The following is a 12,833-nucleotide window of genomic DNA, read 5'->3' as shown; positions in this document are numbered from 1 at the left end:
CGGCATGCGTCGCGATTAAATCTAAAGAACACCATGCGTAGGCGTGATGCATTGCGCTGCAGCATCGACCATCACAAGTCTTACCATCAGGAGACGTCATGAGCGAGACAGACCAGGGCAAAGTGCGTGCGCTGACACACGTGATCAACGGCCGCCCCATTGACGGCACGAGTCAGCGCTTCGGCGACGTATTCAATCCGGCGACGGGCGACGTCACCTCGCGCGTGCCGTTAGCGAGCGTCGCCGAAGTCGATGCTGCCGTTGCCGCAGCGAAAGCGGCGTTTCCTGCATGGAGCGAAACAGCACCGATCAAACGCGCGCGCGTGCTGTTCAAGTTCAAGGAGCTGCTCGACCGTCATCACGACGAACTCGCCGAATTGATTACGCGCGAGCACGGCAAGGTGTTCTCGGATGCGAAGGGCGAAGTGATGCGCGGCATCGAAATCGTCGAGTTCGCATGCGGCATTCCGAATCTGTAGAAGACGGACTTCACGGACCAGATCGGCGGCGGCATCGACAACTGGAACCTGCGTCAACCGCTTGGCGTGGTGGCGGGCATCACGCCGTTCAACTTCCCGATGATGGTGCCGTGCTGGATGTTCCCCGTTGCCATTGCATGTGGCAACACGTTCGTGTTGAAGCCGTCGGAGCGCGATCCGTCGGCATCGATTCGTCTTGCCGAGCTATTGAGGGAGGCGGGCTTGCCCGACGGGGTGTTCAACGTCGTGCACGGCGACAAGGTGGCGGTCGACGCGCTGCTTGCACATCCGGACGTGAGCGCGTTGTCCTTCGTCGGCTCGACGCCGATCGCCGAATACATCTACACGGAAGGCACGAAATACGGCAAGCGCGTCCAGGCACTGGGCGGCGCGAAGAATCATCTCGTCGTGATGCCGGATGCGGATCTCGACCAGGCCGTCGATGCATTGATCGGGGCCGCTTATGGCTCGGCGGGCGAACGCTGCATGGCGATCTCCGTCGCGGTGGCAGTCGGCCATATCGCCGACGAACTGATCGAGCGGCTCACGCCGCGTGTGAAGTCGCTGAAAATCATGAACGGCATGGAAGGCGAAGCGGAAATGGGTCCGCTCGTGACGGCGGCGCATCGCGAGAAAGTGTCAGGCTATATCGAAGCGGGCGTCGATGCAGGCGCGAAGCTCGTCGTCGACGGACGCGGGCATCAGGTGGCCGGGCATGAGAAAGGTTTCTTCCTTGGCGGCACATTGTTCGACGAGGTGAAGACCGACATGAAGATCTACCGCGAAGAGATTTTCGGTCCCGTGCTGTGCGTCGTGCGCGTTCCCGATTTCGCTTCCGCCGTCGAACTGATCAACAACAACGAGTTCGCGAATGGCGTGTCGCTGTTCACGTCGGATGGCGGCGTTGCGCGTGCGTTCTCGCGGCAGATTCAGATCGGCATGGTCGGCATCAACGTGCCTATTCCTGTGCCGATGGCATGGCACTCGTTCGGCGGCTGGAAGAAGTCGCTGTTCGGCGATCACCATGCTTATGGCGAAGAAGGTGTGCGCTTTTACACGCGCTACAAGAGCGTAATGCAGCGCTGGCCGGACAGTATTGCGAAGGGTGCCGAATTCACGATGCCTGTTGCGAAGTAGCAAGCACATCTGAGGGCAGTGATTCAGGCTGCGGCATTGCATTGTTCGACTGAAGCAATGCCGCGATAGCGGGCCACACAGGAACACGAGAACAAGGCCCATGCGAAGGAGACAACGGTGAGCACGACAACCAGAAAGGTCGAAGGCGAGTTCGACTACATCATCATAGGCGCGGGCACGGCAGGTTGCGTGCTGGCGAATCGCCTGACCGAAGATTCCGACGTCACAGTGCTGCTGCTCGAGGCGGGTGGCAAAGACGACTACCACTGGATTCACGTGCCAGTTGGCTACCTCTATTGCATCGGCAATCCGCGCACCGATTGGCTCTATAAAACGCAGGCAGAACCGGGACTCAACGGACGCGCGTTGTCGTATCCGCGCGGCCGTGTGCTGGGCGGTTGTTCGTCGATCAACGGCATGATCTACATGCGCGGTCAACGCGAAGACTATGACGAATGGGCGCGCGTGACAAACGATTCGTCGTGGGCCTGGGATGCCGTGCTGCCCGTCTTCAGGCGCAGCGAAGATCATCACGGCGGTGCGAATGAATTTCATGGCGTGGGTGGTCAATGGCGCGTTGAAAAGCAGCGGCTCAAATGGAAGATCCTCGAGATGTTCGCGCAAGCCGCAACGGAAACGGGCATTCCTGCCACCGACGATTTCAATCGCGGCGATAACACAGGCGTCGGCTACTTCGACGTGAACCAGAAGCGCGGTATACGCTGGAATGCATCGAAGGCGTTCTTGCGCCCCGCGATGCAAAGACCGAATCTCACGGTCATTACGGGCGCGCACACGCAACGCGTCGTGTTCGAAGGCAAGCGCTGCGTGGGTGTCGAATATCGCGGCGACCATGTCGAGTACATCGCGAAGGCGCGTCTCGAAGTGATCATGAGTTCGGGCGCAGTGAATTCGCCGCAACTGCTCGAACTCTCGGGTGTCGGGAATGGCGCACGTTTGCAGAAGCTCGGTATTGAAGTCGTCAACGATCTGCGCGGTGTCGGCGAGAATCTGCAGGACCATTTGCAGTTGCGCATGGCGTATAAGGTGCACGGCGTGCGCACGCTGAACACGGCGTCCGCGCACTGGTGGGGCAAGATGGCGATAGGCCTGCAATATCTGCTGATGCAAAGCGGACCGATGTCGATGTCGCCATCGCAACTCGGTGCATTCGCGAAGTCAGATACGGACGACAGAACGCTGACGCGTCCCGATCTCGAATATCACGTGCAGCCGCTTTCACTCGACAAATTTGGCGAACCGCTGCATCGCTTCAACGCGTTCACGGCGTCTGTGTGTCATTTGCGCCCCACGTCACGCGGCAGCGTTCATATCGAATCGCGCGATCCGCATGTTGCGCCGCTGATCGCGCCGAATTATCTGTCGACGGATTATGACCGTCATGTGGCCGCGAACGCATTGCGACTTACGCGTCGTATTGCAGCCGCGCCTGCATTGCAGCGATATCGGCCCGAAGAAATCCTGCCAGGCATCCAGTTTCAGACCGAAGAAGAGTTGCAACTCGCGGCGGGAAACGTGGGCACGACTATCTTCCATCCTGTCGGCACGTGCCGCATGGGCACCGCCGACGATCCCGGCGCCGTCGTCGATAGCCGCTTGCGTGTGGTCGGCGTCGAAGGTCTGCGCGTCGTGGATGCGTCGGTGATGCCGACCATCACGTCAGGCAACACGAACTCGCCGACCTTGATGATCGCGGAGCGCGCAAGCGACATGATTCGCGTCGACCGTCGGGCGCGTGCGCACAGTCTCTCGATCGAGACACGCGTCGCATTGCCGATGTCGGTTGCATGACACGCAACATTCGGCGTTTTGCGCGGCGAAGGTCGCATCAAACACTAAGTGCAAATCCCAATGATTGCGCTGCATCATTGGCGCGACAATGGCAGCCATGCTGCGTGGTGCGGCATGGATTACCGTCCGCATTGGTGCACCACGCCACGATTGGCACGGGGGTGTCTTAGCCAATAACAGTCGCGCCGAATCTGCGCGGGATAAAACGCGGTAGTGCTTCGCCTTACTTCGCATGGAAGGGAACATGATTCTCGGCGATACGATACTCGAGACGCGCGGGCTCACACGTGAGTTCAAGGGCTTTACCGCAGTCAATGGCGTGAACCTGCGCGTGAAGCGCGGTTCGATCCATGCGCTCATCGGCCCCAATGGCGCGGGCAAGACCACCTGCTTCAATCTCCTCACCAAATTTCTCGTGCCCACAGCGGGTCAGATCGTCTTTAACGGCGTCGACATCACGGGCGAGCGTCCTGCGCAGATCGCGCGTCGCGGCATCATCCGCTCTTTCCAGATCTCCGCTGTGTTCCCGCATCTGACGGCATTGCAGAACGTGCGCATCGGTCTGCAACGTCAACTCGGCACAGCGTTTCATTTCTGGCGAAGCGAGCGCACGCTGCGTCAACTCGATGACCGCGCAATCGATTTGCTCACGCAAGTCGGCCTGACCGATTTCGCCGATGTGCCTGCAGTCGAACTGTCGTATGGCCGCAAGCGCGCGCTCGAAATCGCGACGACGCTCGGCATGGAACCCGAACTCATGTTGCTCGATGAGCCGACGCAGGGCATGGGTCATGAAGACGTCGACCGCGTGACCGCGCTGATCAAAAAAGTATCGGCGGGCCGCACGATCCTGATGGTCGAACACAACATGAATGTGATTGCCGGCATCTCCGACACGATTACCGTCCTGCAACGCGGCGAAGTGCTCGCCGAAGGCACGTACGCGGAAGTCTCGAAGAACCCGCTCGTCATGCAGGCCTATATGGGCAGTGCGGACGCAGCGCTTGCCGGAGCGCATGCATGAGCACAGTGAGCGAACAGGAAAACGCATCAGTCAGTGTCGTGAGCGGCGAGCCCGCGCTGGAGATCGCCGGATTGCAGGCGTGGTACGGCGAGTCGCACATTCTGCATGGCGTCGATCTGACCGTGAGCCGAGGCGAAGTCGTCACGCTGCTGGGTCGCAATGGCGCGGGCCGCACCACGACGCTGCGCGCGATCATGGGCTTGACGGGGCGCCGCACGGGCTCGATTCGCGTCGGCGGACGCGAGACCATATCGATGCCGACGCATCGAATTGCCCATTGCGGCGTCGGCTATTGTCCGGAAGAACGCGGTATTTTTTCGAGCCTGTCGTGCGAAGAGAATCTGCTGCTGCCGCCGCCCGTCGGCGACAAGTCGTTGATGATGTCGATCGACGAGATTTACCAGATGTTTCCCAATCTCCAGGAACGGCGCATGAGCCAGGGCACGCGGCTGTCAGGCGGCGAGCAGCAGATGCTGGCCGTCGCGCGCATCCTGAGAACGGGTGCGAACCTGCTGTTGCTCGATGAAATCTCGGAAGGTCTCGCGCCTGTGATCGTGCAGGCCCTCGCGCGCATGATCGTGACGCTGAAAGCCCGCGGCTACACGATCGTGATGGTCGAACAGAACTTCCGCTTTGCCGCGCCGCTAGCGGATCGTTTCTATGTGATGGAGCACGGACGCATCGTGGAGCATTTCGGTGCAAAGGAACTCGAAAGCAAAATGCCGGTGCTGCACGATTTGCTCGGGGTATGAGCCGGGGAGTGCGTACCTGATTGCCTCTGACAACCACAACGCAGAACGAAGGAGACAGTAATGAAAAGGAAGACACTCGCGCGGTTCGCATCCATTTGCTTTGCGGCCGCTGCAAGCGTCGCACTCACTGCGGGCAGCGCGCAAGCCGCCGACGATGCAGTGAAGATCGGTTTCATCACGGACATGTCGGGTCTCTATGCCGACATCGACGGACAGGGCGGTCTCGAAGCGATCCGCATGGCAGTCGCCGATTTCGGCGGCAAGGTCAACGGCAAGCCGATCCAGGTCGTCTATGCGGACCACCAGAACAAGGCGGATATCGCGGCGTCGCGCGCGCGTGAATGGTTCGACCGCGATGGCGTCGACATGCTGGTGGGCGGCACGAACTCGGCAACGGGCCTGTCGATGAACCAGGTTGCGGGCGAAAAGCACAAGGTCTACATCAGTATCGGCGCAGGCGCCGATACGCTCACCAACGAGCAATGCACGCCGTACACCATCCACTATGCGTATGACACGACGGCGCTCGCTAAAGGCACGGGCTCGGCCGTGACGAAGCAGGGCGGCAAGACGTGGTACTTCCTGACGGCTGACTACGCGTTCGGCAAGGCGCTGGAGAAGAACACGGCTGACGTCGTCAAGGCGAACGGCGGTCAGGTGCTGGGCGAGGTGCGTCACCCGCTATCGGCCTCGGACTTCTCGTCGTTCCTGTTGCAGGCGCAAGCATCGAAGGCGCAGATTCTCGGCCTCGCCAATGCGGGCGGCGACACGATCAACTCGATCAAGGCCGCGAAGGAATTCGGCGTGACAAAGACGATGAAGCTCGCCGCGCTGCTCGTCTTCATCAACGATATCCACAGTCTTGGCCTCGAGACGACGCAAAACCTCGTGCTGACTGACAGCTGGTACTGGAACAAGGACGCCACGACGCGCAAGTGGTCGCAGCGCTACTTCGACAAGATGAGGAAGATGCCGTCGAGCCTGCAGGCGGCCGACTACTCGGCGACCATGACGTACCTGAAGGCCGTGCAGACGGTTGGCTCGACGGATGCCGACAAGGTGATGGCGCAACTCAAGAAGCAGAAAATCGACGACTTCTTCGCGAAGGGCTACATCCGCCAGGACGGCAGCATGATCCATGACATGTACCTGATGCAGGTGAAGACGCCGGCTGAGTCGAAAGAGCCGTGGGACTACTACAAGATCACCGCTACGATTCCTGGCGAACAGGCTTTTACGACCAAGCAGGAAACGCGCTGCGCGCTGTGGAAATAAGCGGCGCCGAGGATCGCTTGCCGGTTCGTCTGGAATAGACACGGCGGGCGTCGATGTTCTGCGTGCTGGACGTGTCGGGCCATCGCCGGCCTGACACGTGCATGCCGCTTTCACTTTGACGACGGCTTCAATGGATATCTTTGGCATACCGCTACCGGCGATGCTCAGCCAGTTGCTGCTCGGTCTCGTGAACGGTTCGTTCTACGCGATCCTGAGTCTGGGCCTGGCCGTGATCTTCGGGCTGCTCAACGTGATCAACTTCGCTCACGGCGCGTTGTTCATGCTGGGTGCGATGCTCACGTGGATGGGCCTGTCGTATTTCAGTCTGCCGTACTGGGTGATGCTGGTGCTTGCGCCCGTTCTCGTCGGGCTGTTCGGCGTCGCGATCGAACGTTCGATGCTGCGCTGGCTGTACAAGCTCGATCACCTCTATGGCCTGCTGCTCACATTCGGTCTCACGCTCGTCGTCGAAGGCGTGTTCCGTTCGATCTATGGTTCATCGGGGCAGCCGTACGACGTGCCGTCGGCGCTTTCGGGCGCAACCAATCTTGGCTTCATGTTCCTGCCGAACTATCGGGCGTGGGTCGTCGTCGCGTCGCTGATCGTATGTTTCGCGACATGGTTCGTAATCGAGAAGACACGCCTCGGCGCGTACCTGCGCGCGGGCACGGAGAACCCGAAGCTCGTCGAAGCGTTCGGCGTGAACGTGCCGATGATGGTCACGCTTACGTATGGCTTCGGCGTCGCGCTGGCGGCGTTCGCCGGCGTGCTTGCGGCGCCCGTGATCCAGGTGTCGCCGCTGATGGGCCAGCCGATGATCATCACCGTGTTCGCCGTCGTCGTGATCGGCGGCATGGGCTCGATCATGGGCTCGATTCTCACGGGGCTGCTACTCGGCGTAATCGAAGGGTTCACGCGCGTGTTCTATCCGGAAGCCTCGGCGACCGTGGTCTTCGTAATCATGGCGCTCGTTTTGCTCGTGCGTCCGGCGGGTCTCTTCGGCAAGGAAAAATGATGCAGAGAAAAGCGCTCTACGTTCTGCTGCTGATCGCGCTCATCGTTGCGCCGTTCGCCGGCGCGTATCCCGTGTTCGTGATGAAGGTGCTGTGCTTCGCGCTGTTCGCGGGGGCCTTCAATCTGTTGATCGGTTATACGGGGCTTCTGTCGTTCGGTCACGCGATGTTTCTTGCGACGGCTGGCTATGTCACCGGCTACGCGATCCAGACGCTCGCGCTGTCGCCTGAACTCGGCGTATTGGCAGGGACGGCGGCGGCGACGGCGCTCGGCCTCGTCGTCGGACTGTTCGCAATCCGCAGGCAGGGCATCTACTTTGCAATGGTCACGCTGGCGCTCGCGCAGATGGTCTACTTCGTGTTTCTGCAGGCGCCGTTCACGCACGGCGAGGACGGGCTTCAAGGTGTGCCGCGAGGCAAGCTGTTCGGCGTGCTGAGCCTCTCGTCGGACCTGACGCTGTACTTCGTCGTGCTCGCGGTGATGGTGCTGGCGTTTCTGCTGATCGTGCGGATCGTGCATTCGCCGTTCGGGCAGGTGCTGATCGCGATCAAGGAGAATGAGCCGCGCGCTATCTCGCTCGGCTATGATACGAACCGCTTCAAGCTGCTCGCGTTCATTCTGTCAGCGGGTCTGGCAGGCCTTGCGGGCTCGCTCAAGGTGATCGTGCTGGGCTTCGAGACGCTCGGCGATGCGTACTGGACGATGTCAGGTCTCGTCGTGCTGATGACGCTGGTGGGCGGCATGGGCACGCTGTTCGGGCCGCTGCTCGGTGCGGCGCTCATCGTTGCGCTCGAAGACCGGCTTGGCGATATCGGCAGCGGGCTCGCGTCGATGACGGGCGTCGAATGGTTCCGCTCGCTTGGCGAGTCCGCGACAATCGTGACGGGCCTCATCTTCATCGCATGCGTGCTGGCATTTCGGCGCGGCATCGTCGGCGAGATCGTGCAGCGGGTTAAACCGCTGCGAGCGTGAGCAAGACGCGAATCTGATTGGGCCTCCGAAATAACGGCTTGCTGCTGTGAAATGATGCGAACGCGGAGCGAAACTACAGGAACGCGCCCCAATTTTGTGCGGCGCTGCACCACTAGGGTAAATGCTAGTTGCTGGCAAAGCTGCCCCCGTTTAATCTTCACACAGTTCTGATGCACCGATTTTTGCAGGTGGAGAACGAGGAGACATGAGGCACAAAAGTGCCCATACAAAAGCGCTGTTGGACTGGCTCCAGCAGCGCTTTTTACTTTTCTGCGCGCCGCGAGCTCTTCAACGGTCTCCGCCGCTTCCAGCGCTCCTTTGTAAATCTGCGCTCTTGCGCTGGCTGCAACACTCATTTTCCTCATTTTCCCCAAAGGTTCAAAGCCTTCAAAGCGCTTGCCGCGCGTGGTATGCGTCCGCTACACTCGCCATTCGCCGACCATTGGGTCGGCTTTCGAAGACTCCAATCAATTCGAACATCGGGGCATAGAGGAGCGGAATGAAGTCGGCATTGCGGTGGATCAGCGTGGCACTGGTCGCGACGGGCGTGTGCGCAACATATGGCGGCGCGGCATTCGCAGACGTGAAAATCGGCATGACGGTGTCGGCGACAGGCCCAGCGGCCTCGCTCGGCATTCCGGAGAAGAACACTAGCGCGCTTCTGCCGAAAGAAATCGCGGGCCAGAAAATCGACTACATCGTGCTCGACGACGCGACGGATTCGACGCAAGCCGTCAAGAACGCACGCAAGCTCACCAGCGAAGATCACGTCGATGCACTGATCGGTTCGACCGTCGTGCCGAACTCGCTCGCCATGATCGACATCGCGAATGAAACTCAAACGCCGATGATCTCGATGGCCGCGGCCGCCTCGATCGTCGAGCCGATGGACGCGAAGCGCTCGTGGGGTCTTCAAGACACCGCAGAACGACATCCTGATGGCGACGGCCATCGCACAGCACATGTCGAATCACGGCGTGAAGACGGTGGCCTTCATCGGCTTCTCGGATGCATACGGCGAGAGCTGGTTCAAGGAGTTCACCAAGGCCGCCGATCTGAAGAAGATCAAGGTTGTCGCCAACGAACGTTTCGCGCGCAACGATGCATCGGTGACGGGGCAGGTGCTCAAGATGCTGTCGCAGAACCCGGACGCCGTACTGATCGCGGGTGCGGGCACGCCAGCCGCGTTGCCGGAAAAGACCCTGCGCGAGCGGGGCTTCAAGGGCAAGTATTATCAGACGCACGGCGTCGCGAATAACGACTTCCTGCGTGTGTGCGGCAAGGATTGCGAGGGAACGTATCTGCCCGCTGGTCCGCTGCTCGTCGCCGATCAGCTGCCCGATTCGAATCCGGTAAAGAAGGCTTCGCTTGCGTACAAGCGTGCGTACGAAGGTGCGAATGGAACGGGCTCGATTTCGACGTTCGGCGGCCATGCGTGGGACGCCGGTCTGCTGCTGCAACATGCGATTCCTATTGCATTGAAGAAGGGGCAGCCCGGCACGCCGCAATTCCGCGAAGCACTGCGCGCTGCGCTCGAAGGGACCAGGGATCTGCCGGGTTCGCACGGCATCTTCAACATGAGCGTGAACGATCACGCAGGCCTCGATCAGCGGGCGCGCGTGATGGTGCAAATCGTCGATGGCAAATGGAAGCTTGCTTCCGATTAAGCGAGGCGAATTAGCGCAATCGAACCAGACAAAAGACGCGGGCAGCTGACGCGTCTTTTTTTATTGCACGCGAGATGTCTGAATCAGGCGGTAGAAGGGAGATCACTAAAAGCGGTAGAGCCTGCGTTTGACGCCTCATTTGACGCAATTGCAACGAGCAGGGAAAACCATGCTTGGCAGGCTTATACCCGATAACTAGATTCAGTTACCCGGTTCCCGAACTGGATTACGACACGCATTTAAAGCGTTTGGAGACGAGCAATGAAAACGACAAAACTGTGGGTCCGCTCAGCGATCGCAATGGCGCTCGTGTGTGGGGCGAGTGCAGCGATCGCGCAGGTGAAGATCGGTGTGACGCTGTCGACGACGGGGCCCGCCGCATCACTCGGCATCCCTGAGAAAAACACGATTGCGCTACTGCCGAAAGAGATCGCAGGCAAGAGCGTTCAATACATCGTGCTCGACGATGCATCGGACACGAGCCGTGCAGTGCAGAACACGCGCAAGCTGATCGATGAGGATCACGTCGATGCGATTATCGGTTCGACGGTGACGCCGAATTCTCTCGCGATGCTCGATCCGGTTTCCGAAGGCAAGACGCCGATGATTTCTCTCGCCGCGTCGGCGGCCATCATTTCGCCGATGGATGCGAAGCGTTCGTGGGCATTCAAGACGCCGCAAAACGACGGCCTGATGGCCGATGCGATCGCCGGGTACATGGAAACGCACGGCGTGAAGTCGGTCGCGTTCATTGGCTTCTCGGATGCGTATGGCGAGAACTGGTACAACGTTTTCAGCCAGGCGGCCAGTGCGCATCACCTGAAGCTCGTCGCAAACGAGCGCTATAACCGCACCGATGCATCGGTGACGGGGCAGGTGCTGAAGCTCGTCGCTGCGAATCCGGATGCAGTGCTGATCGCCGGTTCGGGAACGCCGTCGGCGCTGCCCGCGAAGGCGCTCAAGGAGCGCGGCTATAAAGGCAAGATCTATCAGACGCACGGTGTGGCGAACAACGACTTCCTGCGCGTGTGCGGCAAGGACTGCGAAGGCGAATTGCTGCCCGCGGGCCCGATTCTCGTCGCCGATCAGCTGCCGGATTCCAACCCTGTGAAGAAATCCTCGCTGGCGTACAAGAACGCGTATGAGAAGGCCTATGGCGCGGGTTCTGTGGCAACGTTCGGCGGCCATGCATGGGATGCAGGCCAGATGCTTCAACGCGCGATTCCCGAGGCGTTGAAGAAGGGCCAACCGGGTACGGAAGCGTTCCGCGTCGCGCTGCGCGAAGCACTCGAGAACGTCAAAGACTTGCCACTCTCGCACGGCATCATGAACATCACGGCCACCGATCATAACGGCCTCGACAAGCGCGCACGCGTGATCGTCGAGATCTCCGATGGCAAGTGGAAATTCCAAAACGATTAAACAAGGTACGCGCCTCTCGCGCAGGGCGTAGTGACGAGCGTGTGAGAACGCTCTTAGGCCACGCCACCAATTCTGATCGATAACAATGGCAAGCTCTGCCGCGCCGTATCTTGGGCGCGGCAGTTGTTTTATGTGTTTCGGCTTTGCTTCGTGGCTGGTGGATGTTCAGCCAGCTCTCACTGTTTCTCGGTTTCGATTTCGACGTTCCAAGACGAGGAAGTATGGATCTATCAATTGCGGCGATCCTCGCGCAGGACGGCATTACGACCGGCGCAATCTACGCGTTGCTTGCGCTCGCGCTGGTGCTGGTGTTCTCCGTGACGCGCGCCATTTTTATCCCGCAAGGGGAGTTTGTCTCCTACGGCGCGTTGACGCTCGCCGCATTGCAGACGCAAAAATTCCCAGCGACGTGCTGGCTGCTAATGGCGATGGGGCTGGCGTGCTTCGTGGTCGAGATGATCGGGATGGCGCGCCATGCTGAGAGGCGGCGGCATGCGGCGCGCACGCTGGTGACGCTGGTCGGCAAGTACCTGCTGTTTCCGGTTGCCGTTTATGCCGTCACGCGCGGCGTATTCATGCAGCCGCTGCCGATGATCGCGCAGATCGCGCTGACGCTGCTGATCGTCGTGCCCATGGGACCGTTCGTCTATCGCCTCGCGTACGAGCCGGTTGCTGAAGCGACGACGCTTCTGCTGCTGATCGTGTCCGTGGCTGTGCACTTCGCGATGGTCGGCCTGGGGCTCGTGATGTTCGGCGCGGAAGGTTCGCGCACCAACGCCTTCACCGACTCCACGTTCAACATCGGCACCCTGTCGATCTCGGGGCAGAGCGTGTGGGTGATCGGCGTGGCCGTGGTGCTGATCGGCGTGCTGTACGTGTATTTCGACCGCTCGATCTCCGGCAAGGCGCTGCGTGCCACGTCCGTGAACCGGCTCGGCGCACGGTTGGTCGGTATCGGCACCACGCAGGCGGGGCGGCTCGCGTTCACGCTCGCGGCCGGTCTCGGCGTGCTGTGCGGGATTCTCGTCGCGCCGCTGACGACCATCTATTACGACTCGGGCTTCCTGATCGGTCTCAAGGGCTTTGTCGGCGCGATTATCGGCGGGCTGGTCAGCTATCCGCTGGCTGCCGCAGGTTCGATACTCGTCGGCCTGCTGGAGTCATATTCGTCGTTTTGGGCCAGTTCGTACAAGGAAGTGATCGTGTTCACGCTGATCATCCCGGTGCTGCTCTGGCGGAGTCTCGCCAGCCCGCACACGGAAGAAGAGGAGGAGTGACG

8 protein-coding genes and 2 pseudogenes are annotated in these 12,833 nt (G+C 60.4%); all 10 read left to right on the top strand.

Going from position 1 to position 12,833, the window contains the following annotated elements; translation table 11 throughout:
* The first annotated feature begins 98 nt into the window (after nucleotides 1-98).
* The 10 genes and pseudogenes from BPHY_RS15540 to BPHY_RS15495 all read left to right on the top strand — a co-directional run bounded on the left by BPHY_RS15540 (nucleotide 99) and on the right by BPHY_RS15495 (nucleotide 12,831).
* Nucleotides 99-1,616, top strand: a pseudogene (locus BPHY_RS15540) (CoA-acylating methylmalonate-semialdehyde dehydrogenase).
* A 117-nt stretch (nucleotides 1,617-1,733) separates the two neighbouring features.
* On the top strand, nucleotides 1,734-3,428 hold the full coding sequence (locus tag BPHY_RS15535) for a GMC family oxidoreductase (RefSeq protein WP_012402396.1): 1,695 nt from the start codon (nucleotides 1,734-1,736) through the stop codon (nucleotides 3,426-3,428).
* Nucleotides 3,429-3,672: 244 nt separating this feature from the next.
* Entirely contained in the window at nucleotides 3,673-4,452 is a 780-nt protein-coding gene (locus BPHY_RS15530; protein WP_041764083.1) for an ABC transporter ATP-binding protein, read from the top strand.
* The gene (locus BPHY_RS15525) at nucleotides 4,449-5,204 is read left to right on the top strand and encodes an ABC transporter ATP-binding protein (RefSeq protein ID WP_012402394.1); all 756 of its coding nucleotides are present in this window, start codon (nucleotides 4,449-4,451) and stop codon (nucleotides 5,202-5,204) included. The genes BPHY_RS15530 and BPHY_RS15525 overlap by 4 nt, the downstream gene beginning before the upstream one ends.
* A 60-nt stretch (nucleotides 5,205-5,264) precedes the next feature.
* Nucleotides 5,265-6,479, top strand: coding sequence for an ABC transporter substrate-binding protein (locus BPHY_RS15520; RefSeq protein WP_012402393.1), 1,215 nt, complete (start codon nucleotides 5,265-5,267; stop codon nucleotides 6,477-6,479).
* A 130-nt stretch (nucleotides 6,480-6,609) separates the two neighbouring features.
* The gene (locus BPHY_RS15515; protein ID WP_012402392.1) at nucleotides 6,610-7,494 is read left to right on the top strand and encodes a branched-chain amino acid ABC transporter permease; all 885 of its coding nucleotides are present in this window, start codon (nucleotides 6,610-6,612) and stop codon (nucleotides 7,492-7,494) included.
* Nucleotides 7,494-8,465: a branched-chain amino acid ABC transporter permease gene (locus BPHY_RS15510; RefSeq protein ID WP_012402391.1), complete on the top strand. Its 972-nt coding sequence runs from the start codon at nucleotides 7,494-7,496 to the stop codon at nucleotides 8,463-8,465. The genes BPHY_RS15515 and BPHY_RS15510 overlap by 1 nt, the downstream gene beginning before the upstream one ends.
* Nucleotides 8,466-8,964: 499 nt before the next feature.
* Nucleotides 8,965-10,132, top strand: a pseudogene (locus BPHY_RS15505) (ABC transporter substrate-binding protein).
* 261 nt (nucleotides 10,133-10,393) lie between these two features.
* Nucleotides 10,394-11,554 (top strand): ABC transporter substrate-binding protein, encoded by a 1,161-nt coding sequence (locus BPHY_RS15500; RefSeq protein WP_012402390.1) that lies wholly within the window; start codon nucleotides 10,394-10,396, stop codon nucleotides 11,552-11,554.
* Between the two features lie 221 nt (nucleotides 11,555-11,775).
* Nucleotides 11,776-12,831, top strand: a complete 1,056-nt coding sequence (locus BPHY_RS15495) for a branched-chain amino acid ABC transporter permease (protein WP_012402389.1) — start codon at nucleotides 11,776-11,778, stop codon at nucleotides 12,829-12,831.
* Nucleotides 12,832-12,833: the final 2 nt, after the last annotated feature.

Source organism: Paraburkholderia phymatum STM815, assembly GCF_000020045.1.
Taxonomy (GTDB): domain Bacteria; phylum Pseudomonadota; class Gammaproteobacteria; order Burkholderiales; family Burkholderiaceae; genus Paraburkholderia; species Paraburkholderia phymatum.
Note: the sequence above shows the minus strand (reverse complement) of the source record. Positions and strands in the feature narration are given on the sequence as shown.